The organism is Agrobacterium tumefaciens (assembly GCF_013337285.1).
Lineage (GTDB): Bacteria > Pseudomonadota > Alphaproteobacteria > Rhizobiales > Rhizobiaceae > Agrobacterium > Agrobacterium burrii.
The window spans coordinates 487,361-512,533 of sequence record NZ_SUPW01000002.1 but is presented as its reverse complement, the minus strand read 5'-3'; the positions used below and the strand labels follow the sequence as shown (position 1 = coordinate 512,533).

Sequence of the window (25,173 nt, the reverse complement as noted above, 5' to 3'; positions counted from 1 at the left end):
TCAGATTTATTCCTGACTACAGCATGCCTGCGCGAACCGGAATCGCTTTTCGCAAAAGCCTGGGGCGTTGTCGGATTTCCGGGCGGAAAACCCGTTCCGCTTTTCCAGGAAATGCTTCCTGAAAGATACTCGGACCTCAGCTGGCCAGCAGCGCCTGCACCTTGCCGCAATAACGTTTGGACACCGGATTCATCCGTGTGGCGCCATGGCCGGCATTATAACGCAGGATGGTGCTGCAGACCTCACCGCCGCCAAGCTGATGGGCGGTCGCCAGATATTGCATGCCCCAGCGAATATTGGTCTCGGGATCATAGAGCGCCTTTGTCGTGCCGCGAAAGCCCATCATGCGCGCCGTTGCCGGCTTGATCTGCATCAGCCCGACCTCGCCGGCACTGCCGCGCGCCTTGGGGTTGAACTTGCTTTCCACTGACACCACGGCATGCGCCAGATTGGTCGGAACGCCATAACGCTTGGCATATTTGACGATCAGATCGGAATAACCATTCTTGAGCGACGAAGGCAGACTCTTTTCCGGAATGGGATAACCGGGCTTGCGGAAGAAGGTCTCCAGCGTCACGGTTTTGGTCTTGACGTCCTCGTCTTTGGCAAAAGCAATCCCCGCCTGTGAAGCGAGCATAACAACACCCGCTGCAACAGCAACAACAACCCTGTTCATATGTAGAAAAAGTCTCCAGATCGGATGACTGAACCAATGAAATGACACAAATAGTGAGCACCCGGAAAGTCGATCGTGACCTTCCGCAGTCCAGTCTCCTTGATTGATATTGACGGCTGGTTCCCCTGAAGAACGGCACCGCATACAGTGCTGTTCTTAAACTTCCTCAATGCGGATTAACTGTGGCACATCAAAAAAAGCGACTTGAAAGCCCGGAAAACAAGGAACTATTTTCCAGAATTCGCGTTCAGGCGGCCGAAAATTTCGGCAGGCTGGTGATCAGCCGATGCAACGTGTCGATGGTGGAAAAATCCGCAATGCCATCCACAAGCGCCGGGCGGAAATGCCGCTGGAAGGCAGCCACGGCGCCTTCGGTCTTTTCGCAATAAGAACCTGTTATTTCAACGCCATATCCATAAATGGACAGCATCGATTGCAACGCCTCGACGGGCTGACCATGATCGCCGCGCTGGAAAAAACGCCCGCCGCGGATCGGCGCAGGCTCTACCCAATGGCCAACGCCATGCTGCGACAGGATGTCCCACGGGAATTTCTCACCCGGATCGACCTTACGGATTGGCGCTACATCGGAATGCGCCAGCACCCGCTCAGGCGCGATATTCCAGCGCTGGCCGCAATCGCGACACAATTCGATGACGGCGTCGACCTGTTTTTTCGGGAATTCCGGCAAACCGCCGGGGTGGCCCTGATTGGCGATTTCGATGCCGATGGAGCGGGAATTAATGTCTTGATCCCCCGCCCAGGTGCTTTTGCCCGCATGCCAGGCGCGACGGGTTTCCGGCACCATCTGGATGACGCGGCCGTCCTCGAAGACGAAGTAGTGGCTGGAGACTTGTGATTCGGGATTGCAGAGCCACGACAGCGCGCCGTCCGCTGTCGTCATGCCGGTATAATGCAGGAGAATGATATCAGGGCCGACAACATCAAGTCTCTCGCCATGGTTAGGCGACGGCGCAACGGCTGCGCCCGGAAAATCCGGGGTAAAATCCGGCAGACATTCATTCATGCGACGCGGCGTTCTTTCTCGATGGCCGCATAGGCGGCGTTGAGAGCCGCCATACGCTCATTGGCGGCAGCATGCAATTCCATCGGCACGCCCCGTGCAATCAGCTTGTCGGGATGGTGTTCGGCAACCAGCGAACGGTAACGCTTGCGAATATCCAGAAAGTCGTCCGAGGGCGAAACGCCGAGCACGCGATAAGGATCACGCCCGTCCATATGGACATGCCGCGCCATGATCGTTTCGAAGTGGTCTTCGGTGATATGAAAGATTTCCGCGATCCGGCCGAGGAAGGCCAGCTCCCGCTCATGGATCAGCCCATCGGCCTTGGCGATATGGAACAGGCCGTCGATGACGCTTTCCAGCATCTCGCAATTGTCGTGGCCGGAACCGCAAAGACCGGCCAGCCGCTCGGCATAAGCCTCGTACCCGGCGACGTCCTGACGCGCGAGATTATAAAGACGGGCAACGTTTCGCGCTTCTTCTTCGGGAAAATCGAAGATCTGCCGGAAGGCGCGCACCTCGGCATCGTTGACGACGCCATCAGCCTTCGCCATCTTGGCGGAGAGTGCGATAATCGCTACGGAAAAGGAAACCTTGCGCCGCGTCTCCGGATCACCTTCGAACAGGGTACGGATGGCTTCAACCACGCGTCCAAGCGCACCACCTGCAGCGTCGCCGATTGCGCCGAGCAGCCGCTCCCACAGGGATGAAATTTGCAGACAGGCAAAATCGAACATCATGACGCCAAGCATGACGGGATATTACCGTGAATGCAATATGTCCGGCAGTGCTGCGGCATTAACTTTTATTCATCTTTGCGACAGTTTTGCTTCAGGAACAAGAGCGGGGCAAACAGCATGACCCGGGTTTTCCACAGGCGCAACGAGTGGACACCGGCAGCTGGCAGCCTTGATGCGGATTGAAACGATTATATTCGGCCAGTTTCCTCAAGCCGCTGAAAACCCGCGAGAAATCGGCGTTTTTCTTGATAAATTCACTTTACACCTACACGCGGCTGTCGCATCCATTTGCCAGACATGTATTTGAGTATATGCAAAAAGGAGAGCCATGATGGCCAAACAGAAAGTCGCAATGCTGACCGCGGGTGGCCTTGCCCCCTGTCTCTCTTCGGCCGTTGGCGGCCTGATCGAGCGCTACAGCGACGTTGCGCCTGAAATCGACATCGTGGCCTATCGCTCCGGTTATCAGGGCGTGCTTCTGGGCGATCGCATCGAGATCAACAAGGACATGCGCGAAAAGGCGCATCTGTTACATCGTTATGGCGGTTCGCCCATCGGCAACAGCCGCGTCAAGCTCACCAACGCCGCCGATTGCGCCAAGCGTGGGCTGGTCAAGGAGGGTGAAAACCCGCTGCGCGTCGCCGCAGAACGGCTGGCCGCTGACGGCATCACCATTCTCCACACCATCGGCGGCGACGATACCAATACCACGGCCGCCGACCTCGCCGCCTATCTCGGCGCCAATGGTTACGACCTCACCGTCGTCGGCCTGCCGAAGACGGTGGATAATGACGTGGTGCCGATCAAGCAGTCTCTCGGCGCATGGACCGCCGCCGAAGTTGGTGCCGCCTTCTTCGACAATGTCAGCAACGAACAGAGCGCTGCGCCGAAGACCTTCGTGATCCACGAAGTCATGGGCCGCCATTGCGGCTGGCTGACAGCGGCAACCGCGCGCGCCTATATCCAGAAGACCAGCGGCAATGAATATGTCGAAGGCCTGATGATGAACACGCAGATGAAGAACATCGACGGCATCTACCTGCCGGAAATGGCCTTCGACATCGAGGCGGAAGCCGAGCGTTTGAAGGCGATCATGGACAAACACGGCTACGTCACGCTGTTTGTCTCCGAAGGAGCCGGCCTTGATTCGATCGTTGCCGAACGGGAATCGTCCGGCGAAGCCGTCAAGCGCGACGCCTTCGGCCATGTGAAGATCGACACCATCAATGTCGGCGGCTGGTTCCAGAAGCAATTTGCCGGCCTTATCAGCGCGGAACGCTCCATGGTACAGAAGTCAGGCTATTTCGCCCGGTCCGCGCCGGCAAATGGCGCCGATCTGCGCCTCATCCAGGGCATGGTCGATCTCGCCGTCGAAAGCGCGCTCAACAAGGTCTCCGGCGTCACCGGCCATGATGAAGATCAGAACGGCAAATTGCGGACGATCGAGTTTCCGCGTATCAAGGGCGGAAAGCATTTCGACCTTTCTGCAAAATGGTTTACCGAAGTGATGGAACACGTCGGTCAACCGTTCACAGCGGCCTAATTTTACGATAGGCTAATTAATGCGGTGACAGGGAGGGCAAGGAGGAAAAGAATGTCTGGACAGGCCTGGCTGATTTTTTGTGCAGCATGTGCCGTTGTGTTCGCACTTCCTTCTCCCCTTGTGTTCTCTGTCGCTTCCTATGCCGCCATCCGCGGCAAGAAGACCATCTTCGCCTCCGTCAGCGGCGGCGCGCTCGGCATCGTCACAGCCATGACGATCTCGGCCATTCCGGTGGCCGGTCTGGCTTATCTGCCGCAATCCTTTCTGGGCATAGTGCAATGGGCCGGCATCGGCTGGCTGATGCTGTTTCTGTTGTGGACTTTTGCGACACCCGCCGCCCAGGCGGCCAATGCCGATAACGACAATCTGCCAGGCAAATCATGGAGCGGCATTTTCCGCGATTGTTACGCCATTGCCGCGTTGCGCCCGCGCTACTTCACATTCTTTCTGGCGCTGTTGCCGCAATTCATTTCCACCTCCGGCAACGCCGTGGAAACACTCGCCATGGCGCAGGCCGCGATCCTGCTCGTGGCGCTCGCCGTTCTGACCGCACAGGCGCTGTTTGCCGGCGCCACACTGACGCTGGTGCGCCGCATGTCCGGCGAGAAAAAAATCCGGCCGAAGTACCGCACCCACTTCATTTCCGGCCGCGCCGTCAGCGCCGGATACAGGCGCATCGCGGCCTGAAAAACCGGGATGCCACGTCGCGGCTTGCCGCTATCCTTACAATAGGTTAATGAAGGCTCGACGGGACACTGCCTGCTTCGCTTGACGCGGGGGTATCGAGAGACAGGCATAACGAAGGCGGCAACATGCGAAATTCGGGCAAATTCCGCGGAAGAAGTGCACTTCTTCTGTCTTCCACCGTGGGTCTGGCATTGGCATTGAGCGGCTGCACCAGCGTCGAATATACCGCGAAGGAAGGTCCGAACGGCCCGAAAATCGCGACAGTCAACCCCGCTACGGCACCCGCCCAGGCATCGACGCAGACGGCAGCAGCCGAAACGGTACCCGGCGCAACAGCCGCCGCACCGGCGACCCAGACCGCTGATGCGGCAACCGCTCCCCAGCCTGCAGCACTTCCCACCGCAGTCGCCGTCAAGGGCGGACGCGTGGCCCTGCCGCCGGCTTCTGAAATCGCCGCCGCCGCGGCAATCTCCGCGCAGATGCAACAGCCGGTCGAAGTGGCGCAGGCAGGTGTGACAACATCCGCGCCGACCGCGGCAGCAGCTCTCGCACCGACAAACGCCACTCCGGCTGCGGCCGCGATCGAAACCGCCAGTGCTGCGGCAAAACCGGCCGCTCACAACGCCGCCGCCGATCTGCCACAGGTCGTTGCCGTGAAGGGCAGCTTCCCGCCCGCACCGCCGCCACCCGGCTCGCCTTCCATCGGCACGGAACTGACGGCCGAGCGGAAAGTCATTCCGCTGCCGAAGCCGGACAGCACGGTTCTCGCTTACGCCTCCGGCCCCACCAACGCCGCCCTTGCCGCCATCCGGCAGAACGAAGCGATGACGGTGCCGCTCAAAGCAGCGCCCGCAGGGCGCGAAAAGCTGAGCGGGCTGATTTCCAAATATGCCGTCATGTATAATGTGCCGGAAGATCTGGTTCACCGCGTTGTGCAGCGTGAGAGCATGTACAATCCCGGCGCCTATAACAGCGGCAATTTCGGCCTGATGCAGATCAGGCACGCCACGGCCCGCTCCATGGGCTTCGATGGCCCTGCCTCTGGCCTGTTCGATGCCGAAACCAACCTCAAATACGCCGTCAAATATCTGAGCGGCGCGTGGCTGGTGGCCGATAACAACCGCGACAACGCGGTCCGTCTTTATGCCCGCGGTTATTATTACGACGCCAAGCGCAAGGGCATGCTGCACGTTCTGCGGAAGTAATAGCTTTGACTATGGTGGAGAAGCCACGCAGCTTGCAGCTTCTCTGGTAAACATGCCAGGTACGTTGTTTCGTCATCCTTGGGCTTGTCCCAAGGATCTAAGCGCATCGAAAAAATCGATCCGTTGCAGATCCTCGGGACAAGCCCGAAGATGACGTCTGCGTGAGTGCGTGGCTCGCATTCCCATCTAGCGACGCCGCTGTTCTTTGGTGTGCGGTTCAGGGCGGGCACGGGCTGGTTTCCCACCGTCTTTCTGATTCGTTGCTTTCACCCACAGCCCCTGTCATCAAACTGTAGCGTCACGGCTGTAGACGCCTCTCAATCGACTGAGAGGTGAACATATGACGAGTGCGGCACCCAAGACCGGCTTCAGCAAGAACACGAAACTGAAGTCCGCATTGCTCCAGCACAAGGCACTCTCGAAAAGCGGCCTGTCCGAACGGTTCTTCGGAGTTCTTTTCTCCGGTCTCGTTTATCCGCAAATCTGGGAAGACCCGGAAATCGACATGGAGGCGATGGAACTGGGCGAAGGCCATCGCATCGTCACCATCGGTTCGGGCGGCTGCAACATGCTGGCCTATCTCTCCCGCAACCCGGCCAGCATCGATGTCGTGGATCTGAACCCGCATCACATCGCCCTCAACAAGCTGAAGCTCGCCGCCTTCCGCCACCTGCCCGCCCATCAGGACGTGGTGCGTCACTTCGGCCGCGCCAATACGCGCAGCAACAGCAATGGTTACGACCGTTTCATCGCCGATCACCTCGACGACACGACCAAGGCCTACTGGTCGAAGCGCACCCTGTCCGGCCGCCGCCGCATCTCTGTGTTCGACAGGAACATCTACCGCACCGGCCTGCTCGGCCGTTTCATCGGCGCCGGTCACCTCATGGCCCGCCTGCACGGCGTCAAGCTGACGGAAATGGCCAATAGCCGCACGATGGATGAACAGCGCCAGTTTTTCGACAGCAAGGTCGCGCCGCTGTTCGACAAGCCCGTGGTGCGCTGGCTGACGAAGCGCAAAAGCTCGCTTTTCGGCCTCGGCATTCCGCCCCGCCAATATGACGAGCTGGCCAGCCTTTCCGACGACGGCACGGTTGCCTCCGTGCTTAGGGAGCGGCTGGAAAAGCTCGCCTGCAATTTCCCGCTCAGCGACAATTATTTCGCTTGGCAGGCCTTTGCACGCCGTTATCCCGAGCCGCATGAAGGCGCCCTGCCCGCCTATCTGAAGCCGGAATATTACGAGACGATCCGCAACAATACGGCCCGCGTCGCGGTGCACCACGCCACCTATACCGAGCTTCTTTCCAAAAAGCCGGCAAGCGGCGTTGATCGCTATATCCTCCTCGACGCGCAGGACTGGATGACGGACGGGCAGCTCAACGAATTGTGGTCCCAGATCAGCCGCACTGCTGCTCCCGGCGCGCGCGTCATCTTCCGCACCGCCGCAGAAAAAAGCGTTATCGAAGGCCGGCTCTCCACCGACATCCGCAACCAGTGGGTCTATCTCGAGGAGCGTTCGCAAGAGCTGAACGCCATGGACCGTTCGGCAATCTATGGCGGCTTCCATATCTATCAGAGGGCTATGGCATGAAAACCATCGGCGAGAATGTGGGCCTTGCAGACAGCGCGCATGCGGGCATGATGGACCGCATGTATCGCCACCAGCGGCATATCTACGATATTACCCGCAAATATTATCTTCTGGGCCGCGACCGGACCATTTCCGGCCTCGACGTACCGAATGGCGGCACGCTGCTGGAAGTTGGCTGTGGCACCGGCCGCAACCTGCTTTTGGCCAGCCGCAAGTTTCCGCAGGCAAAACTGTTCGGCCTCGATATTTCTTCCGAAATGCTGCTGACCGCATCGGAAAATTTTGCCGGCAAGGCGGAGCGCCCCATCCTGCGCGTGGCCGATGCCACTGCCTTCCGCGCCGCTGAATTCGGCCAGCCTGACGGTTTCGACCGCGTCATGATCCCCTATGCGCTATCGATGATACCCGATTGGGAAAAGGCGATCGAGCAGGCACTCACGGCGCTGAAACCCGGCGGCTCGCTGCATATCGTCGATTTCGGCCAGCAAGAGCAATTGCCGAAGTGGTTCCGCACCCTTCTGCAGGCCTGGCTCACCCGTTTCCACGTCACGCCCCGCGCCAATCTTCGTTATGTTCTGGCCAATATGGCTGGCCGCTTTGACGGTAATCTTGAATTCGAAGAGATTGCCCGCGGTTACGCCTGGCGAGCCATCATCACGCTTCCGGTCGCCGAAGTGCAGCCGAAAATCAGCCGGATGTTGGCGGACGCCTGATTCTCGACGGATTGCGCCTTGTCGATTCGGAGGCAGGCGCGGCACCGCCCGATACTATTCCAACCGCTGCGCACCAGAGAGAACTCCGGCGTTTTCTTGCGGACCGGATGGCAAATCGCTTCATATTCAGTGCCTTGCAAGGCCGAAAAAGGCCGTTGCCCCTTGCCATATCAGTTTGTTTACCATGTTATGGCTAAATTGGGAGATGCGCCGCGCCATGTTGCGGCTGCGGGATGGGCAACAACACTTTCATCAGGGTTCAAATGCGGCTGCGTTTATCGGCACTATTGTCGGCTTTGCTATTGATCGGCGGCTGCACCTCCACGAGTTACGACCTGCTTGAAACCGCATCCGTTTCCAAGCCGAAATTCGCCGATACCGATCCGCAGGATTTCGGCATGAACAATCCGCATCGCCATGAGGTGCACGGCATCGACGTGTCCAAATGGAACGGCGACGTCGACTGGCAAACCGTGCGCAAATCCGGCGTCTCCTTCGTCTTCATCAAAGCGACCGAAGGATCAGACCGCATCGATCCGAAATTCGGCGACCATTGGCGCAGTGCGGCAGCCGCAGACATTCTGCACGCGCCCTACCATTTCTACTATTTCTGCTCGACAGCCGATGCTCAGGCCGACTGGTTCATTCGCAACGTGCCGAAGGAAGCCGTCACCCTGCCCCCGGTTCTCGATGTGGAGTGGAACCCTTCCTCGCCCACCTGCAAGACAAGGCCCGCGCCGGGCATCGTTCGCGCCGAAATGCAGCGTTTCATGGATCGCCTTGAAGCCCATTACGGCAAGCGCCCGATCATCTACACCTCGGTTGATTTCCACCGCGACAATCTCGTCGGCCAGTTCAAGAATTACCATTTCTGGGTGCGCTCCGTCGCCGCCCATCCGGCCAAGATCTACGAAGAACGCCAATGGGCCTTCTGGCAATATACGGCAACCGGGGTCGTGCCCGGCGTCAACGGCCCGACCGACATCAATGTTTTTGCCGGCAGCGAGAAAAACTGGCGTAAATGGGTCGCTTCCGCCAAATAAACACGGCCAAGAAGCAACACATTCGAAAAAACCGCGTTCTCACCTGTCGTCTGGCTGCGAGACCCGTTTTTTTGTCGCAAACATATGGGTAAAGCGGGCCTACAACCCATTGAGGAAATTCCCATGTCTACCTTCCGGTCGCGCAGCATCATTTTTGCCGCCGCTTTGTCGCTTCTTTCCACTGGCTCCGCCCTTGCCACGCCGCCCGTCGCCTCGCCTGACGATCCCAAGCAGGTCGCCTGCGGCGGTGATCTCGGCGCATTTCTCGAAGGCGTGAAGGCCGATGCGCTGGCCAAGGGCATTCCGGCCGACGCGATCCAGAAGGCGCTTGCCGGCGCGCAGATCGACCCGAAGGTGCTGTCGCGTGACCGTGCACAGGGCGTCTTCCGCCAGACCTTCCTCGAATTCTCCCAGCGCACCGTCAGCCAGGCCCGTCTCGATATCGGCCGCAGGAAGCTGCAGGAGCTCTCCTCCACCTTCGCCCGCGCCGAAAGTGAATATGGCGTACCGGCCGGCGTCATCGCCGCCTTCTGGGCCATGGAAACCGACTTCGGCGCCGTTCAGGGTGATTTCAACACCCGCAACGCGCTGGTGACCCTCTCGCATGATTGCCGCCGTCCGGAACTTTTCCGTCCGCAACTGCTGGCGCTCATTGAAATGGTCCAGCATGGCGATCTCGACCCCGCCGCCAACACCGGCGCATGGGCCGGTGAAATCGGCCAGGTGCAGATGCTGCCCAAGGACATCATCGCTTTCGGCGTCGATGGTGACGGCAACGGCCACATCAACGTCAAGGACAGCGCCCCGGATGCCATCCTGACGGCTGCGAAATTCATTCAGCATCTCGGCTTCAAGAAGGGCGAGCCGTGGATTCAGGAAGTCTCCCTGCCGGAAAACCTGCCATGGGAAAAATCCGGCCTCGGCGGTCCCCTCACCGCCGGCGAATGGTTCGCGCTTGGTGTGACCCCGCGTGACGGCAACAAAAACTTCGCTTCCCTGCCCGCAGCGCTCATCATGCCGCAGGGCCGCAAGGGACCGACCTTCATCACCTATCCGAATTTCAACATCTATCTGGAATGGAACCAGTCGTTCATCTACACGACCTCGGCCGCCTATTTCGCCAACCGCCTGATGGGCGCACCCGTTTACACCAAGGGCAACCCCGAGCCGGGCTTCGATGACGCGACGATGAAGGAACTTCAGACCAAACTTGAAGCGCGTGGACACAATGTCGGCAAGGTCGATGGCATCCTCGGTTCCGGCACCCGCGTCGCCATTCAGAAGGAACAGCAGCGCCTCGGCATGCCCGCGGATGGCTGGCCGTCGACAGCTCTTCTGCAGGCGCTTTAAGCAATCTTAACGACGCTGTCGGGCCTTTAATCTGTCCGTCGGAATCAAGGCGAAATCGTTAATCTCGACCGGATGACTGGGGATAATACCCCGGTCATTTACTTTTTTTAAATAAATGAAGCAGTGCGTGATGAGAAAATAATCATTTATTTTCAATATATTACAGAAAAGGCTTTTTTATGCGGCTGCCAAACGTGCTGCACTGCATCACAGAAACCGCTTTTCAACTGCCACAAAACGGTCATATTATCGAACCTGTCAACAACAGGAGGCACCCATGGGACTTACAAAATCTCTCAATGCCTTGGCAGTCGGTTTGGCGTTTTTGTTCGTAGCGATGATGCTGTTCATCTAACGAGACGTGAAGACCAAACGCAGATAAGAACCGTAGATGACACGAATTTAAAAAGCGCAGGCCCCGAGGGACCTGCGCTTTTTTCATGTCGAAAATAAACTTTTTTACTTCAGGCGGCGCTGCGGCGCAGACGCTCCAGCCCGAGATTTTCTAGCACGGCATCCACCAGCGGCGCGCGGTTCATCGTATAGAGATGGAATTCGTTCACGCCGCGCCGCTGCAGATCGGCGATCTGCTCGGCGGCAACCTCGGCAGCGACGCGGGCGCGCCCTTCGAGATCGTCGTCATAACCTTCGAAACGCTCATCCAGAAAACCGGGAACGCTGGTGCCGCAACGGCCGGCGAAACGCTTGAGCTGATGAAGGTTCTGGATCGGCATGATGCCCGGCACCACCGGAATGGTGATGCCCGCCGCCGTCACCCGCTCCATGTAACGCTCGAACACGTCATTATCGAAGAAGAACTGCGTCAGCGCACGCGTCGCACCATTATCCGCCTTGCGCTTCAGCATGTCGATATCAACAGCCTCGCTGGCGCTTTCGGGATGTTTTTCCGGATAGGCCGACACGGAAATCTCGAAGTCACCGATCTCGCGCAGGCCCTTCACCAGAGCGGCGGCGTTCTCGTAACCTTCCGGGTGTGGCTTGTAGTCCGTGCCGATGCCCGTGGAGGGATCGCCGCGCAGCGCTACGAAATGGCGAACGCCGGCATTGCGGAACTCTTCGACGACCTGATGCACATCCTCACGGCTGGCATCCACACAGGTCAGATGCGCGGCAGTCGGCAGATGGCTGTCACCGATCATCCGGCGCACCGCATCCAGCGTCGGCGCCTTGGTGGACCCACCAGCGCCATAGGTGACCGACACGAAATCCGGGTTCCATTTTTTCAGCTCGGCAACCGTTTCCCAGAGATGGGTTTCCATCTCGGCATTCTTGGGCGGGAAAAACTCGAAAGATAACCGGATATCGCCATTGTGGCGCATGGTTTCCGACCTCAACATATCATGCCCTCCGGGAGTCAAGTAAAACCGCCTCTTGCACCACATCGTCTGCCATCAGCAGCCGCTGGTCGCGGGCAACCCATATCGTCACGTCCAAAGCTTCGTGGGACGCTTTTTCAGAATGAAGGTCAACGGCGCGGTCGGGCGCGAGCCCGGCCTTTTTCAGCCATTCTTCCATCAGCGGATGCGAAAAGCCGAGCCGGATATGGGCATGGTCATCGCGCAGATATTCGAAGGAATGCGGCGCAAGATCGATGACGATCAGCCGCCCGCCAGGACGCAGCATACGCGCGGCCTCGGAAAGTGCGATTTCCGGCTGGTCGAGAAAATGCAAAACCTGATGGATGACGATCAGATCAAAATCCTGGCCTTCCAGCGGCAGGTTGAGAATATCGCCATGGCGAACGGATGCATTGATCACGCCCGCCTTGTCGAGATTGGCGCGCGCCACCGACAGCATGTCGCGGCTGGCATCGACACCGATCGCCCGGCGATAGATGCCGCTCAGAAGCTGGAGAATGCGGCCGGTGCCAGTGCCGAGATCAAGCAGCGAATCGACCGGCGTGGTGCCCACCAGCTTCAACAGCGCGCCTTCAACGGCCTCGTCGCTCACATGCAGACGGCGCAGCTCATCCCAGGCGGACGCATTGCGGCTGAAATAATCCTGCGCCCGCTCCGCTCTGACCCGCTTGACGGTTGTAAGACGTTCACTATCACGCTGCAGAACAGCGTCAGCGGGCGATGCTGCGCCAAGCAGCTGCCTGACGACAATGGCAGGCTCACCATCCTGCCGCAGGCGGAAATAGGCCCAGGCGCCTTCCTGATAACGCTCGATCAGCCCCTCTTCCGTCAAAAGCTTGAGGTGACGGGAAATACGCGGCTGCGACTGGCCGAGAATTTCGGTAAGATCGGTGACCGTCAGATCGCCAGCCCCAAGAAGCGCCAGCAATCGGAAGCGCGTCGGTTCACCCGCCGCCTTCAAAAGATCCACCAATTTGTCTAAACCGAACGCCACTCTGCCGCGCCTCGCAAGCTAATCAACATATAAAGATATCTTTATGTCGATGTGGCGCTGGATGCAAGCACAAACTGTCTTACGCCTTGATCAAGTCCACTTATTACACGCGAAAAGGCCCGCTTTACGGCGGGCCTTTTTGTAAAGAGGCGGAAGAGATCAGCGTGTCAGGCGCTTGTAGCTCACACGGCCGGGCTTGATGCTTTCTGGGCCGAGGCGGCGGACCTTGTCCTTTTCGTAGTCCTCGAAGTTGCCTTCGAACCATTCCACATGGCTGTCACCTTCGAAAGCGAGGATGTGCGTGGCCAGACGGTCGAGGAACATGCGATCGTGGCTGATGATAACGGCGCAACCGGCAAATGCTTCCAGCGCTTCTTCAAGTGCTGCCAGCGTTTCGGTGTCAAGGTCGTTGGTCGGTTCGTCGAGCAGCAGCACGTTGCCGCCGGCCTTCAGCATCTTGGCAAGGTGCACGCGGTTACGCTGACCACCCGAGAGATTGCCGACCTTCTGCTGCTGGTCGCCGCCCTTGAAGTTGAAGGCGCCGCAATAGGCGCGCGAGTTCACTTCGAACTTGCCGAGCTTGATGATGTCGTTGCCGCCGGAGATTTCCTCCCACACGGTCTTGTCACCCGCCAGCGTATCGCGGCTCTGGTCGACATAACCGAGCTGCACCGTTTCACCCACAGTCACGGAACCACTATCAGGCTGTTCCTGGCCGGTGATCATCCGGAACAGGGTAGTCTTACCCGCACCGTTCGGACCGATGACGCCGACAATGCCGCCCGGAGGCAGCTTGAAGGTGAGGTTTTCGATCAACACACGGTCGCCGTAGGACTTGGTCAGGTTTTCCGCCTCGATAACGACGCGTCCCAGACGTTCGGCGACCGGAATGACGATCTGCGCGTCGCCGGGACGGCGGTTCTCAGCGGCTTCCACCAGCTCGTCATAAGCACGGATACGCGCCTTGGACTTCGTCTGGCGCGCCTTCGGGCTGGAAGCGATCCACTCCTGTTCGCGGCTGATGGCCTTTTGGCGCGAGGCGTCTTCGCGGGATTCCTGCTGCATGCGCTTGGCTTTCGCCTGCAGATAGGCCGAATAGTTGCCTTCGTAGGGAATGCCGCGGCCACGGTCGAGTTCGAGAATCCAGCCGGTGACGTTGTCCAGGAAGTAGCGATCGTGGGTGATCATCATCACGGCGCCGGGATAGTCGCGCAAGTGTTTTTCGAGCCAGGCGATGGTTTCGGCGTCCAGATGGTTGGTCGGTTCGTCGAGCAGCAGCAGGTCGGGCTGCGACAGCAGCAGCTTGCAAAGCGCCACGCGGCGGCGCTCACCACCCGAAAGGCCGGTTACGGCAGAATCGCCGGGCGGGCAACGCAGGGCGTCCATGGCCATTTCGACCTGATTTTCCAGATCCCACAGGTTCTGGCTATCGATCATGTCCTGGAGCTTTGCGCCCTCATCCGCCGTCTCGTCGGAATAATTCATCATCAGCTCGTTGTAGCGGTCGACGATCGCCGTCTTGCTCGCCACACCTTCCATGACGTTTTCCATCACGGTCTTGTTTTCGTCGAGCTTCGGCTCCTGCTCGAGATAACCGAGCGTCGCACCTTCGGCGAGCCAGGCCTCACCGGTATATTCCTTGTCGAGGCCGGCCATGATTTTCAAAACGGTCGACTTACCGGCGCCGTTCGGGCCGAGGATACCGATCTTGGCATCGGGGTAGAAGGAGAGATGGACGTTCTCCAGAACCTTCTTCGCGCCATAGGACTTGTTCAGCCCAGCCATGTGATAGATGAATTGACGTGCCATTGTAGCGAATGCTCCACATCGGATTTTTAAGAGTACGTATCGGGAAATTTGCCGCTATGTAGGGTAAATAGGACCTTGGGGCAACCTCTGGCACGATTATGACCCCATGATTATGACAAGCTGCGTGATGACACGATGGGTGAGATGATGAATGAGACGACGGATAACTTCGCCTTCAGCGGGATAGAGAGGCTGGACGCCCCCTCCGGCGCATCCATCGCCTTCCGCCACCAGCCTTCCACCCTCGCCCCGGCCCGCGGCGTGCTGATGATCTGCCATGGCCTCGTGGAGCATGCCGGCCGTTACCGCCGTTTTGCCGACGTCATGTCGCAGCAGGGTTTCGAGGTCTATGCCCATGACCATCGTGGCCACGGCCGCACGAAAGCGGCGGATGCGCCGATCGGCCGCTTCGCCTGGAAAGATGGTGCGGAAAAGGTCGTCGCCGACGTCATGGCGATGCGCCGGATGGTCGGCGAAAGACACCCCGGCCTGCCGGTAATATTGTTCGGCCATTCCATGGGCGGCCTCGTGGCGCTCAACACGGCCGTCAGCCATCCGGATGCCTTCGATGGCCTGTCGATCTGGAATTCCAATCTCAATCCCGGCGTGATGGGTCGTCTCGCACAGGTGGTGCTGCGGCTTGAAAAAATGCTGAAAGGCTCCGATGTGCCGAGCGCCATCCTGCCGAAAGCCACCTTCCGCGCCTGGAATGCAAAAATGCCGGAAAGGCGCACCCATGCCGACTGGCTGAGCCATGACAGGTTGGCAGTGGACGCCTATGTCGAAGACCCGCTCTGCCAGTTCGAGGCCAGCGTTTCCCTGTGGCAGGACGTCTTCGAACTCTCCTATCGCGCCCCGAAACTCATCGAACGCCTGCCGAAGACATTGCCGCTTTTGCTGGTCAGCGGCGACCAGGACGCCGCTACCAATGACGGCAGGGAGATCGTTTGGCTCGCAGAGCGGTTTCGGCAAGCCGGCTTCAGCCATGTCGAACACACCATCTACAAGGGCATGCGGCACGAAACGCTGAACGAGATCGGCTGGCAGGCGGTAGCGGCGGATTTCGCCGCCTGGTGCGGCCGCGTCGTTAACGGCTGAGGATGTCTTTGCCGAAACGGAATAAGTCCATGAGATAAAATCACATGCGGCGGGGCAAGGAGCGGTCTATAAACCGGCAGGCCGACAATACCGGGGGACAGATGACCGACATGCCGAACAGGAAACCGCCGCTATCAGGCATTCGCGTCATCGAACTGGCGCGTGTTCTGGCCGGACCCTGGGCGGGGCAGATGCTGGCCGATATGGGCGCTGATGTCATCAAGGTGGAAAACCCCGAAGGCGGCGACGACACCCGCACATGGGGACCGCCCTTCGTTGAAGACGCGGAAGGCGAAAACCTTTCCGCCGCCTATTACCACGCCACCAATCGCGGCAAACGCTCCATCGTCGCCGATCTGAAGACGCCTGAGGGCTGCGAGCTGGTGCGCCGGCTGGTGCGCACCGCCGATGTCGTCATCGAAAACTTCAAGCGCGGCGGGCTTGCCAAATACGGCCTCGATTACGAGAGCCTGAAAGCGCTTAATCCAAAGCTGATCTATTGCTCCATCACCGGCTTCGGCCAGACCGGGCCTTATGCCGATTTTGCCGGATACGACTATATCGTACAGGGCATGTCGGGCTTCATGTCGATAACAGGTGAACCGGATGGCCAGCCGATGAAAGCGGGCGTGGCGGTTGCCGATATCTTCACCGGCATCTATTCCGTGACAGCCATTCAGGCAGCGCTGATCCATGCCTTACGGTCAGGCGAAGGCCAGCATATCGACATGGCGCTTCTTGATGTGCAATCGGCCGTGCTCGCCAACCAGAACATGAACTACCTGATTTCCGGCAAGCCGCCCGTTCGGCTCGGCAACGCCCACCCCAATATTTCCCCCTATGAGGTGGTGCCGACGGCCGATGGTTTCCTGATCCTCGCGGTCGGCAATGACGGCCAGTTCCGCCGCCTCTGCAACATCCTCGGCATCGGCGCGATTGCCGATGACGAGCGTTTCGCCACCAACAAGGCGCGCGTGGCGCATAAGGTGGAAGTCCGGCAGATCATTTCCACCGAGACGCTGAAATGGTACAAGCGCGATCTTCTGAACACCTGCGAGCAGAATGCCGTGCCGGCCGGGCCGATCAATTCCATCGAAGACATGTTCGCCGATCCGCAGATCAAGGCGCGGGGCTTGCGTGTCGATCTTGAAGCGGAAGACGGCACCGTCATTCCCGGCGTTCGCACCCCCATCGTGCTCTCGCAAACCCCCTTGCGCTATGAACGCCCCAGCCCGAAGCTCGGAGAGCATCAGGCACAGGTGCTGGCCGAACTGGAAAACATCGAAAGGACCACCACGCCATGAAAAGAACGGGCGGAGAACTGATTGTCGAAGCGCTGAAGGCCAATGGCGTCTCCCGCGTTTCCTGCGTTCCGGGCGAAAGCTATCTGGCGGTTTTGGATGCGCTCTATGAAAGCGGCATCGAAACCGTGGTCTGCCGCCAGGAAGGCGGCGCCGCCATGATGGCCGATACATGGGGCCGGCTGACGGGTGAACCCGGCATCTGCATGGTGACGCGCGGACCGGGCGCCACCAACGCCTCGGCCGGCCTGCATATTGCAAGGCAGGATTCCATCCCGATGATCCTGTTCATCGGCCAGGTGCAGCGCGAAGCCCGCGAGCGCGAGGCGTTTCAGGAAGTGGAATATCGCCGCGCCTTCACCGAATTCGCCAAATGGGTGGGCGAAATCGACGATGCGCGCCGCATTCCCGAATTCGTCACCCGCGCCTTTGCCGTCGCCACCTCCGGACGCCCCGGCCCGGTGGTTCTGACGCTGCCCGAAGATATGCTGGTGGAAGAGGTCGAAGCGCCGGAAGCAAAACCCTATACGCCCGTCGAAGCGCATCCCGGCCCGTCGCAGATCACCGCCTTCTCAAAAATGCTGAGCGAGGCAAAACGCCCGATCTTCATCATCGGCGGCACACGCTGGTCGGAAGAGAGTGTCGCGACTTTCGGGGCTTTCGCCGAAAAACACAATCTGCCCGTCGGCTGCTCCTTCCGCCGCCAGATGCTGTTCGACCACTTGAGCCCTTCCTATGTTGGCGATGTCGGCATCGGTATCAACCCGGCGCTGGCGAAGGAGATCAAGCAAGCCGACCTCGTGGTGCTGCTCGGTGGCCGCCTCTCCGAAATGCCCTCCTCCGGTTATACGCTGCTCGACATTCCCTACCCGTCGCAGAAACTCGTTCACATCTATCCGGAAGCCGAAGAGCTTGGCCGCGTCTATCGCCCCGATCTCGCCATCTGCGCCGCACCGGATGATTTCGTCGCTGCCCTTGCCTCCGTCTCGCTTTCGGTCAACGATTGGGCAGACCGCACGGCCGCCGTGCACGCGGCCTACCTCAGCTGGTCGACGCCGCCGCAGACAGGCCCCGGCGCGGTGCAGATGGGTCCGATCATGGAGTGGATCGAGGCCAATGTGCCTGATGACGCCATCTTCACCAATGGCGCTGGCAATTATGCCACCTGGGTCCACCGCTTCCACCGCTTCCGCCGCTACAACACGCAATCGGCCCCGACCTCGGGCTCGATGGGTTACGGCCTGCCGGCAGCAGTCGCTGCCAAGCATCTCTTCCCGGAGCGTGAGGTGATCTGCTTTGCCGGCGACGGCTGTTTCATGATGCACGGGCAGGAATTCATCACCGCCGTGCGTTATGGCCTGCCCATTATCACGGTCCTCGTGAATAACGGCACCTACGGCACCATCCGCATGCATCAGGAGCGGGAATATCCCGGCCGCGTCAGCGGCACCGATCTCGTCAATCCGGATTTCAACGCTTTTGCGAAAGCCTATGGCGGCCACGGCGAAACGGTGGAAAGAACGCAAGATTTCGCCGCCGCCTTCGAGCGTGCGCGCGCAAGCGGCAAACCGGCCATCATAGAAGTGAAGCTGGACCCGGAAGCAATCACGCCGACGCGCACGCTGACGCAGATCAGGACAAAAAGCTGACATAACGCATGGACATGCCTCCGGCATGGTGTAAATCCTGACGCTCGCTTGACGTCATCCTCGGGCCTGTCCCGAGGATCAAACCACGTTGCGCTAAATCGATCGGTTGCAGATGCTCGGGACAGGCCCGAGCATGACGTGGAGAGATTTTACGCTTCTTTCAGCATCCACTAACTCAGGATACGACATGCCGGACGTTGCTCCTCCCGTCATCACCCCACGCGGCGCGAAGATCGAGCCCTCGGCCGGTGCGCCTTTCGAGGCCGTGCGCGTTGCCCGTGATGTCCTGCATACATCCCGCACGGCGGCACTTGCCACGCTCGATCCGGTCAGCAGCTATCCCTATACGACCGCCACCAATATCGGCATCGAGCCGGATGGCACGCCGTTTTTCTTCGCGGCCGGCCTGACGCTGCATGCCCGCAACATGGAGGCAGACCCGCGCATCTCGCTGACGCTTGCGCCATTCGGCAAGGGCGACGCGCTCACGCTGCCGCGGCTGACGCTGGTGGGCAAGGTGGAGCAGCTCAGCCCCGATGAGACGCCACTCGCCATCAGGCGCTACATTGCCCGTTACCCCAAAGCGAAACTTTATCTCTCCCTTCCCGACACAAGGCTTTACCGGCTGCGGACGGAAGGCGTGCAGATCAATGGCGGCCCGGCCCGCAATGCCAGCAACATCACGCCCGCCGATCTGCGCACCGATCTGTCAGGCGCGCACGAGCTGATGGCGGCGGCGGAAAGCGAGGCGACCCGCCTCAACGCCATCAAGGGCGAAGCATCGCGGTTAGCAGTTCTCGCCGGTGCAAAGACCGGCCGCTGGACAATCACCTCAATCGAACCGGATGGCATCGACCTCGCCTCGGCCAACGATCTGGCACGGCTGTGGTTTGCGGAGCGGGTGAAGACGGTTAAGCAGTTTGAGAAGGCGCTCGCTTTGCTTCTGAAATGAAGGGCGCAAACGATTCACAAACCTGGGACAATCGCCTCTCCTCCGTCATGCTCGGGCTCCTTGGACAAGCCCGAAGATGACGAAACGAGCGTTTCGAATTTCCCATCAAAAAAGGCCGGGTCGCATTCCGCGATCCGGCCTTTTTTGGAAAATCAAACCGTTGCTCAGAGAGCAGCGGTCACGATGAATTCAACCTTGTAGTCCGGCGTTGCCAGCGCTGCTTCGCTGGTGGCGCGGGCCGGTGGGTTTGCCGGGTCGATCCAGCCTTCCCAGACAGCGTTCATTTCGCCGAAGGTGGACATGTCGGAGAGGTAGATGATGGTCTGCAGGACCTTCGACTTGTCGGAACCGGCAGCGGCCAGCAGGCGGTCGACTTCAGCCAGCGCCGACTTGCTCTGTTCCGTCACGCTGGTGCCTTCGCCAACCTGGCCGGCCAGATAAACGGTGTTGCCGTGAACGACGGCGCCGCTCATGCGCTTGCCTGGCTCGATACGCTTGATGGTCATGGAAAACTCCTGTTGATTGGCATTTAAAAGTAGAATGATGCGCGAAAAATCAGCCGCGCAGGTGATGGGTCTTTTCGTAGATCGCCGTGGAGCGCGCGCCGGAACGGCAATAGCCAAGCATCGGGCGCTGCAATTCGTCCAGCGCATCCACCATGCCGGCAACGGCATCGGCATCGACGCCATAACGGCCGACCGGCACATGCATGATGGTGAGGCCAAGCTGCTCGGCACGCTCGGCAATATCGGCAAAAAGCGGCTGGCCATCTTCTTCGCCATCAGGGCGGTGGCAAACGATCGACTTGAAGCCGAGCGTCTTGACCTCATCCAGATCGGCGACGCTGATCTGTCCCGTGACCGAATAGTCGTCGTCTATACGCCTGATATCCATGTTTGCCTCCGCTGAAACCGACGTCCGCGCCGCTGGCACGCTCTCGCCATCCTTAGAAATCCGCATCCGATGTAAGGGCTGAAAACCCATGCGTCAATGATGCGCCGTGTTCATTCGGTACGGCGTTCAAAGGATGGAAAAGCGCAGGCCGAAGGAGCGGCTTTCACCCGGCTGGAGAATATTGAACTCGCCGGCAGCCTCAAGCTCGGTCCGCCCCACCCAGCGATGCGAAACCGGCTCGATGCCGAGCACATTGGCCGGGTCCTGCTGGTTACGCCACATCTGCAGATAGGGCAGCGTCTCCGAGCGAAAGCGCACGGTCAGCGTCCTGCCGCCGATGGCCGCAATCGGACCAAGCCGCAATTCCGCCCATTCATCATTGCCGGCGGGAACGCAGAAGACGGTGCCCGGTTCATCCCCGAAACGCCAGCCATGGCCGCCTCCATCCAGCATCGCGCCTTCCAGCCGCACGGCATCGTCAAACAGACGTGCACCGACATTCATGTGATACATGAGAAAGACCGGAATCGGCCGCTCTGAAGTGTTGACGACCCGGTCATCGAGGCTGACTTCGCCGCTTTCGCCATCGATGCGCCATGTCCGCTCCAGCAGCGCAGTCCCGCCATCGGCAAGCTTCACGGGAACCTCGACGCGAGCCAATGCATTGGTCTCATGAACGTCAAAGGCAATGATCGTCGCGGGATGGGAGGAAAAGGAGCCATGCAACGGATAGCGACGCCCCTCCCCGTCACCCTCGATCGGCTCGGGATGGCGGATATGATCGGGACCGCAGGTGAAAAGGAAGCCTTCCAATGAGTGGTCGATACGCGCATCGCCATCATCGGGAATGGCACGGCCGGGCGCGATGTCGATGCCATCGACAATAGACGAACCAATATCGAAAACAGAGGTTTCATCGAGGAAAATATGGGGCGATCTGCCGGCCTGAAACGAACGCAAGACAACCTCTCCTGTGGCAGTAAAAACGCATGAATCACGGAAACGCTACTAGTCGTGACGGAAATTAAGATTGCATTAACCGCGAATTCACCTTTTTCACAATAGGGTCAAGATTGCGGTGTGTTTATGGGCGAACGAAGCAAGGATAGCAGAATCGTGAAACAGTTTCTTAACGCAGCTCTGGGTTTGACAGTCACGGTAGTGGCGGCTTTCGCCCCGCTACAGGCTGGCGCGCAGCAGCGTTATGGCGACCAGCAGACGATGTTGGTGACACCGGATGGCCGTGTGCTCGACTTCATGCCCGAGCGCGGCGATATCGTCATCAGCCGCGACGGGATGGGTCGCACGGTATTTTACGACCAGTACGGCAATCTGCTCGCCACCGAAATGCCCTCCGGTTATCAGCAGCAGCGGCAGCAGGCGCGCCAGCAGCGCGACACAACCTATTATCCGCCCGCCCCCGGCGGCCAGTATCGTGAGCCGCAACGCGACTACGGTTATCAAGACAATGGCAGCGTGCGTGACTATCGCGAATATCGCGGCGACGGTTCCGGCGACAATGTCTATACCGGTTCCGTTCCCGGCCCCGGTGCGGTGGAAAGCGGGCCGCTCGGCCAGCCCATGCCCGGCGAAAGCACCACGGCCGCCGTTCCGCAGCCGGATCACCTGATCGAACGCCACACGCCGGTGACGACACCGGTCAACCGTTCCCGTCAGGAAATCGTCGCACTTCAGACTTTCCTCGACCGTGAAGGCATCTCCCCCGGCGTAATCGACGGCAAGATGGGTGACAACGTCAACAAGGCGATTGCCGCCTGGCAGGACATGACCGGCGAAAAGCTGGACCCGAACAATTCCGACGACATTCTGGAACGTCTGCGCTCCTCGGGCGGCATGCCGATCGTCGACTACACCATCAGCGCTGCCGATGCCGCCGGCCCCTATGTCGCCTCCATTCCGGACGACTACGCCGAGAAATCGCAGCTGCCCGCTTTGTCCTTCACCAAGACCTCCGAGGCGCTCGCCGAGCGCTTCCACATGGATGAGAATTACCTGAAGGAACTGAACCCCGGCATCGACTTTACGGTGCCCGGCACCATCATCAAGGTGGTCAATCCGGGCGAGACGAAAAAGGGACAGGTGGCCCGCATCGTCGCGCATAAGGGCATCAAGCAGGTCTTCGCTTATGGTCAGGACGGCAATCTGATCGCCGCTTATCCCGCCACCATCGGTTCCACGGATACGCCTTCGCCGAGCGGCACGCACACGGTGGAGCGCATCGCGCTCAATCCCGGCTACACCTATAATCCGAAGATCAACTTCAAGCAGGGCCAGAACGACAAGATCCTGCAGATCCCGCCGGGTCCGAACGGCCCGGTCGGCACGGTCTGGATTGCCCTGTCGAAGCCGACATACGGCATTCACGGCACCCCGGAACCATCGAAGATCGGCAAAACCAACAGCCATGGCTGTATTCGCCTCACCAACTGGGATGCGACCGAACTGGCGAAAATGGTCCGCCCCGGCGTCGTAGTCGAATTCGCGGAATAGAGCTGACGGTGAAAAACAATAGAAAAGCCCGACGGATTGTGGTCCGCCGGGCTTTTTTTCGTTGAGAAAGTTTTATCCGCGCTTTTCCGTCACGAAGTAAAGCAAAGCCGCCACCGGCAACGCAAAGCCGATCCACGAGGCTGCGCCCCATTCACCCACAGCATAGGCCCAGCCGCCGACCGCAGAGCCGATCGCTCCACCCATAAAAAACGTCGCCATATAGATGCCATTGAGACGGCTGCGGAATTCCGCACCGAGCGTGAAGATCGCCCGCTGGCCGAGCACCAGATTGGTGGTAACACCGAAATCGAGAACGATGGCGGCAACGACCAGAATGGCGAGTGCCAGATGCGAGCCTTCGGGCGCAAGATGCGTGACGGCGAAGGAGAGCGCCACCGCCACCAGTGCAAGGAATGTGGCCGCATAGGTCCAGCCCCGGTCGGCCATCCGCCCGGCAATCGGCGCGGCAACGGTGCCCGCCGCTCCAGCGAGCGCAAACAGCGCGATCTCGCCCTGGCTGAGATTGAAATGCGGCCCGCTCAGATAAAGCGGCGTCGTGGTCCAGAACAGGCTGAACGCGGCAAACAGGAAGGCGTGATAGATTGCCCGCCGCCGCAGGAGCGGCGTATGCATGGCCAGCCTGCCCATCGAGGCCATCAACGCGCCATAACCCAGTCTTGCCTCAGGCATACGAGCAGGCAAAAGCCGGAAGAGCACGACAGCGAGGATCGCCATAACGCCCGCCGAGGTCAGGAAGACACCACGCCACGACACCACTTCCGACAACAGGCTGGAGACCGGACGCGCCAGCATGATGCCGGCCATAAGCCCACTCATGACGTTGCCGACCACCCGTCCGCGAATGGCGTGCGGCGCCATATGCGCGGCATAGGGAACGATGACCTGCACCGCCACGGAACTGACGCCAACCAGAAAGGCCGCGATCAGAAACGGGGCCGCCTGCGGCGCGAATGCCGCCGCCACCAGCGACAGTACCGCCATGGAAACGGCACTGACGACCAGCTTGCGATTTTCGATGAGATCACCGAGCGGTACGACGAACAGCAGGCCGACGCCATAACCGATCTGCGTCAGGGTCACGATCAGCCCGGTCGCGCCGGCGGAAAGACCAAGTTCCGCCCCGATGATGCCGGCAAGCGGCTGGGCATAATAAAGATTGGCGGCAATCAGCCCACAGGCTGTCGCCAGCAGAAAAGTCAAAGCCGGAGAAAGGGATGTTGCATCAACATCCTCCCCTTCAATTACACGCGTCGTCATCATGTTCTCCAATATGGAAACAAACGTTTCCTAAATCGACATAAAATCACTCGGAAAGCTTCATGGCGATATCCACCACGGCCACCATGTCCTTGAGGCTGCGCCCCGTCTTTCCCACCACGCGCATGCCATACATCATGCACAGCATTGCGCGGGCGAGATCATCGGGATCGACCTTCGAATGCACCGAACCATCCTTCTGCCCCTCGGCAACGAGGCGAGCGACAATCCGCTCCCTCACCTTCACGGCCCGTTCGACCACGGCGGCAATGTCGTCATCCAGCGCCGCCAGATCGGCAGCAGCACCGACAACCAGACATCCATCAGAGCCGGCACCGCCATGCGACCGTTCCGCATAGAACATCAACCCTGCCCGCAGGCGTTCGCGACCGGTATCGTAACCGGCCACCGCTGCCTCGAAACGCTCGGTCTGCACGATCCTGTAGCGCTCCATCGTGGCGATGAAGACAGCCTTCTTGTCCTTGAAGGCCTTGTAAAGACTGCCCTGCGCCAGATCCATCGCATCGGTAAGGTCACCCACAGAGGTGGCGTGATAACCGCGCCTGGAAAAAACCCGGATCGCACCATCGAGCGCGCGGTCAATATCGAACTCACGCGGCCTGCCGCGATGGCGCTGTTCCTCGGACTGGTTGTGGCTGATATTGCTCATGACCGGAATATAGGAAACGATCATTTCCAAATCAAGCAAATAATGAAGCTGACAGGAAAAGCCGCG

General features: G+C 59.6%; 23 protein-coding genes. 12 read left to right on the top strand and 11 right to left on the bottom strand.

The window, feature by feature from the left end:
* Nucleotides 1-136: 136 nt before the first annotated feature.
* From FCH38_RS08275 to FCH38_RS08265, 3 genes are all read right to left on the bottom strand, one after another.
* Nucleotides 137-676, bottom strand: coding sequence for a lytic transglycosylase domain-containing protein (locus FCH38_RS08275; RefSeq protein WP_149900166.1), 540 nt, complete (start codon nucleotides 674-676; stop codon nucleotides 137-139).
* A 247-nt stretch (nucleotides 677-923) separates the two neighbouring features.
* Entirely contained in the window at nucleotides 924-1,703 is a 780-nt protein-coding gene (locus FCH38_RS08270) for an N-acetylmuramoyl-L-alanine amidase (RefSeq protein ID WP_174373459.1), read from the bottom strand.
* Nucleotides 1,700-2,440 (bottom strand): J domain-containing protein, encoded by a 741-nt coding sequence (locus FCH38_RS08265; RefSeq protein WP_035220735.1) that lies wholly within the window; start codon nucleotides 2,438-2,440, stop codon nucleotides 1,700-1,702. Before FCH38_RS08265 ends, FCH38_RS08270 begins: the two co-directional genes overlap by 4 nt.
* 331 nt (nucleotides 2,441-2,771) lie before the next feature.
* Between FCH38_RS08265 and FCH38_RS08260 the strand changes: the two genes are divergently transcribed.
* The 7 genes from FCH38_RS08260 (at nucleotide 2,772) to FCH38_RS08230 (ending at nucleotide 10,572) form a co-directional block, all read left to right on the top strand.
* Entirely contained in the window at nucleotides 2,772-3,983 is a 1,212-nt protein-coding gene (locus FCH38_RS08260) for a pyrophosphate--fructose-6-phosphate 1-phosphotransferase (RefSeq protein ID WP_174373458.1), read from the top strand.
* A gap of 51 nt (nucleotides 3,984-4,034) precedes the next feature.
* Nucleotides 4,035-4,670: a LysE family translocator gene (locus tag FCH38_RS08255; RefSeq protein WP_174373457.1), complete on the top strand. Its 636-nt coding sequence runs from the start codon at nucleotides 4,035-4,037 to the stop codon at nucleotides 4,668-4,670.
* 125 nt (nucleotides 4,671-4,795) lie between these two features.
* Nucleotides 4,796-5,875 (top strand): transglycosylase SLT domain-containing protein, encoded by a 1,080-nt coding sequence (locus FCH38_RS08250; protein WP_174373456.1) that lies wholly within the window; start codon nucleotides 4,796-4,798, stop codon nucleotides 5,873-5,875.
* Nucleotides 5,876-6,215: 340 nt separating this feature from the next.
* Entirely contained in the window at nucleotides 6,216-7,466 is a 1,251-nt protein-coding gene (locus FCH38_RS08245) for a DUF3419 family protein (RefSeq protein WP_174373455.1), read from the top strand.
* Entirely contained in the window at nucleotides 7,463-8,179 is a 717-nt protein-coding gene (locus tag FCH38_RS08240; protein WP_174373454.1) for a class I SAM-dependent methyltransferase, read from the top strand. Before FCH38_RS08245 ends, FCH38_RS08240 begins: the two co-directional genes overlap by 4 nt.
* A 263-nt stretch (nucleotides 8,180-8,442) precedes the next feature.
* Nucleotides 8,443-9,222 carry a glycoside hydrolase family 25 protein gene (locus FCH38_RS08235; RefSeq protein ID WP_149900160.1) on the top strand — a complete coding sequence of 260 codons (780 nt, stop codon included), beginning with the start codon at nucleotides 8,443-8,445 and terminating at the stop codon, nucleotides 9,220-9,222.
* A 123-nt stretch (nucleotides 9,223-9,345) separates the two neighbouring features.
* Entirely contained in the window at nucleotides 9,346-10,572 is a 1,227-nt protein-coding gene (locus FCH38_RS08230; protein ID WP_174373453.1) for a lytic murein transglycosylase, read from the top strand.
* 464 nt (nucleotides 10,573-11,036) lie between these two features.
* Here the strand turns inward: FCH38_RS08230 and metF are convergent, their stop codons facing one another.
* The 3 genes from metF to ettA all read right to left on the bottom strand — a co-directional run bounded on the left by metF (nucleotide 11,037) and on the right by ettA (nucleotide 14,754).
* Complete coding sequence (metF, locus tag FCH38_RS08225; protein ID WP_174373452.1) at nucleotides 11,037-11,930, bottom strand: methylenetetrahydrofolate reductase [NAD(P)H]; 894 nt, start codon at nucleotides 11,928-11,930, stop codon at nucleotides 11,037-11,039.
* Between the two features lies 1 nt (nucleotide 11,931).
* Nucleotides 11,932-12,945, bottom strand: coding sequence for a metalloregulator ArsR/SmtB family transcription factor (locus FCH38_RS08220; RefSeq protein ID WP_174373451.1), 1,014 nt, complete (start codon nucleotides 12,943-12,945; stop codon nucleotides 11,932-11,934).
* A 159-nt stretch (nucleotides 12,946-13,104) separates the two neighbouring features.
* Nucleotides 13,105-14,754, bottom strand: coding sequence for an energy-dependent translational throttle protein EttA (gene ettA, locus FCH38_RS08215; RefSeq protein ID WP_149900157.1), 1,650 nt, complete (start codon nucleotides 14,752-14,754; stop codon nucleotides 13,105-13,107).
* Nucleotides 14,755-14,901: 147 nt separating this feature from the next.
* Between ettA and FCH38_RS08210 the strand changes: the two genes are divergently transcribed.
* The 4 genes from FCH38_RS08210 to FCH38_RS08195 all read left to right on the top strand — a co-directional run bounded on the left by FCH38_RS08210 (nucleotide 14,902) and on the right by FCH38_RS08195 (nucleotide 19,754).
* Complete coding sequence (locus tag FCH38_RS08210; RefSeq protein WP_174373450.1) at nucleotides 14,902-15,852, top strand: alpha/beta hydrolase; 951 nt, start codon at nucleotides 14,902-14,904, stop codon at nucleotides 15,850-15,852.
* A gap of 101 nt (nucleotides 15,853-15,953) precedes the next feature.
* The gene (locus FCH38_RS08205) at nucleotides 15,954-17,156 is read left to right on the top strand and encodes a CaiB/BaiF CoA transferase family protein (RefSeq protein WP_174373449.1); all 1,203 of its coding nucleotides are present in this window, start codon (nucleotides 15,954-15,956) and stop codon (nucleotides 17,154-17,156) included.
* Complete coding sequence (locus FCH38_RS08200; protein WP_174373448.1) at nucleotides 17,153-18,802, top strand: thiamine pyrophosphate-binding protein; 1,650 nt, start codon at nucleotides 17,153-17,155, stop codon at nucleotides 18,800-18,802. The genes FCH38_RS08205 and FCH38_RS08200 overlap by 4 nt, the downstream gene beginning before the upstream one ends.
* Nucleotides 18,803-18,989: 187 nt before the next feature.
* Nucleotides 18,990-19,754, top strand: coding sequence for a HugZ family protein (locus FCH38_RS08195; RefSeq protein ID WP_174373447.1), 765 nt, complete (start codon nucleotides 18,990-18,992; stop codon nucleotides 19,752-19,754).
* 164 nt (nucleotides 19,755-19,918) lie between these two features.
* Here FCH38_RS08195 and FCH38_RS08190 read toward each other — a convergent pair whose 3' ends face one another.
* The 3 genes from FCH38_RS08190 to FCH38_RS08180 all read right to left on the bottom strand — a co-directional run bounded on the left by FCH38_RS08190 (nucleotide 19,919) and on the right by FCH38_RS08180 (nucleotide 21,608).
* Nucleotides 19,919-20,260: a RidA family protein gene (locus FCH38_RS08190; RefSeq protein ID WP_052818029.1), complete on the bottom strand. Its 342-nt coding sequence runs from the start codon at nucleotides 20,258-20,260 to the stop codon at nucleotides 19,919-19,921.
* A gap of 49 nt (nucleotides 20,261-20,309) precedes the next feature.
* Nucleotides 20,310-20,648: a TIGR01244 family sulfur transferase gene (locus FCH38_RS08185; RefSeq protein ID WP_149900153.1), complete on the bottom strand. Its 339-nt coding sequence runs from the start codon at nucleotides 20,646-20,648 to the stop codon at nucleotides 20,310-20,312.
* A gap of 126 nt (nucleotides 20,649-20,774) precedes the next feature.
* Nucleotides 20,775-21,608 carry an aldose 1-epimerase family protein gene (locus FCH38_RS08180; RefSeq protein WP_174373446.1) on the bottom strand — a complete coding sequence of 278 codons (834 nt, stop codon included), beginning with the start codon at nucleotides 21,606-21,608 and terminating at the stop codon, nucleotides 20,775-20,777.
* 156 nt (nucleotides 21,609-21,764) lie between these two features.
* On the opposite strand from FCH38_RS08180, the gene FCH38_RS08175 reads away from it, so the two are divergent.
* Nucleotides 21,765-23,159, top strand: coding sequence for a L,D-transpeptidase family protein (locus tag FCH38_RS08175; protein ID WP_149900151.1), 1,395 nt, complete (start codon nucleotides 21,765-21,767; stop codon nucleotides 23,157-23,159).
* A gap of 72 nt (nucleotides 23,160-23,231) precedes the next feature.
* Here the strand turns inward: FCH38_RS08175 and FCH38_RS08170 are convergent, their stop codons facing one another.
* Together FCH38_RS08170 and FCH38_RS08165 are read right to left on the bottom strand one after the other, a co-directional pair.
* The gene (locus FCH38_RS08170; protein WP_174373445.1) at nucleotides 23,232-24,437 is read right to left on the bottom strand and encodes an MFS transporter; all 1,206 of its coding nucleotides are present in this window, start codon (nucleotides 24,435-24,437) and stop codon (nucleotides 23,232-23,234) included.
* Nucleotides 24,438-24,483: 46 nt separating this feature from the next.
* Nucleotides 24,484-25,131, bottom strand: a complete 648-nt coding sequence (locus FCH38_RS08165; RefSeq protein WP_149900300.1) for a TetR/AcrR family transcriptional regulator — start codon at nucleotides 25,129-25,131, stop codon at nucleotides 24,484-24,486.
* Nucleotides 25,132-25,173 lie beyond the last annotated feature (42 nt).

What these genes read in the sequence shown, in the direction of transcription:
- FCH38_RS08205 (WP_174373449.1), top strand. Translation starts at nt 15,954, where the DNA reads ATGACCGACATGCCGAACAGGAAACCGCCGCTATCAGGCATTCGCGTC.
- FCH38_RS08230 (WP_174373453.1), top strand. Translation starts at nt 9,346, where the DNA reads ATGTCTACCTTCCGGTCGCGCAGCATCATTTTTGCCGCCGCTTTGTCG.
- FCH38_RS08200 (WP_174373448.1), top strand. Translation starts at nt 17,153, where the DNA reads ATGAAAAGAACGGGCGGAGAACTGATTGTCGAAGCGCTGAAGGCCAAT.
- FCH38_RS08245 (WP_174373455.1), top strand. Translation starts at nt 6,216, where the DNA reads ATGACGAGTGCGGCACCCAAGACCGGCTTCAGCAAGAACACGAAACTG.
- FCH38_RS08190 (WP_052818029.1), bottom strand. Translation starts at nt 20,260, where the DNA reads ATGACCATCAAGCGTATCGAGCCAGGCAAGCGCATGAGCGGCGCCGTC.
- FCH38_RS08250 (WP_174373456.1), top strand. Translation starts at nt 4,796, where the DNA reads ATGCGAAATTCGGGCAAATTCCGCGGAAGAAGTGCACTTCTTCTGTCT.
- FCH38_RS08275 (WP_149900166.1), bottom strand. Translation starts at nt 676, where the DNA reads ATGAACAGGGTTGTTGTTGCTGTTGCAGCGGGTGTTGTTATGCTCGCT.
- metF (WP_174373452.1), bottom strand. Translation starts at nt 11,930, where the DNA reads ATGTTGAGGTCGGAAACCATGCGCCACAATGGCGATATCCGGTTATCT.
- FCH38_RS08170 (WP_174373445.1), bottom strand. Translation starts at nt 24,437, where the DNA reads ATGACGACGCGTGTAATTGAAGGGGAGGATGTTGATGCAACATCCCTT.
- FCH38_RS08265 (WP_035220735.1), bottom strand. Translation starts at nt 2,440, where the DNA reads ATGATGTTCGATTTTGCCTGTCTGCAAATTTCATCCCTGTGGGAGCGG.
- FCH38_RS08270 (WP_174373459.1), bottom strand. Translation starts at nt 1,703, where the DNA reads ATGAATGAATGTCTGCCGGATTTTACCCCGGATTTTCCGGGCGCAGCC.
- ettA (WP_149900157.1), bottom strand. Translation starts at nt 14,754, where the DNA reads ATGGCACGTCAATTCATCTATCACATGGCTGGGCTGAACAAGTCCTAT.
- FCH38_RS08255 (WP_174373457.1), top strand. Translation starts at nt 4,035, where the DNA reads ATGTCTGGACAGGCCTGGCTGATTTTTTGTGCAGCATGTGCCGTTGTG.
- FCH38_RS08240 (WP_174373454.1), top strand. Translation starts at nt 7,463, where the DNA reads ATGAAAACCATCGGCGAGAATGTGGGCCTTGCAGACAGCGCGCATGCG.
- FCH38_RS08235 (WP_149900160.1), top strand. Translation starts at nt 8,443, where the DNA reads ATGCGGCTGCGTTTATCGGCACTATTGTCGGCTTTGCTATTGATCGGC.
- FCH38_RS08185 (WP_149900153.1), bottom strand. Translation starts at nt 20,648, where the DNA reads ATGGATATCAGGCGTATAGACGACGACTATTCGGTCACGGGACAGATC.
- FCH38_RS08165 (WP_149900300.1), bottom strand. Translation starts at nt 25,131, where the DNA reads ATGATCGTTTCCTATATTCCGGTCATGAGCAATATCAGCCACAACCAG.
- FCH38_RS08210 (WP_174373450.1), top strand. Translation starts at nt 14,902, where the DNA reads ATGAATGAGACGACGGATAACTTCGCCTTCAGCGGGATAGAGAGGCTG.
- FCH38_RS08195 (WP_174373447.1), top strand. Translation starts at nt 18,990, where the DNA reads ATGCCGGACGTTGCTCCTCCCGTCATCACCCCACGCGGCGCGAAGATC.
- FCH38_RS08260 (WP_174373458.1), top strand. Translation starts at nt 2,772, where the DNA reads ATGGCCAAACAGAAAGTCGCAATGCTGACCGCGGGTGGCCTTGCCCCC.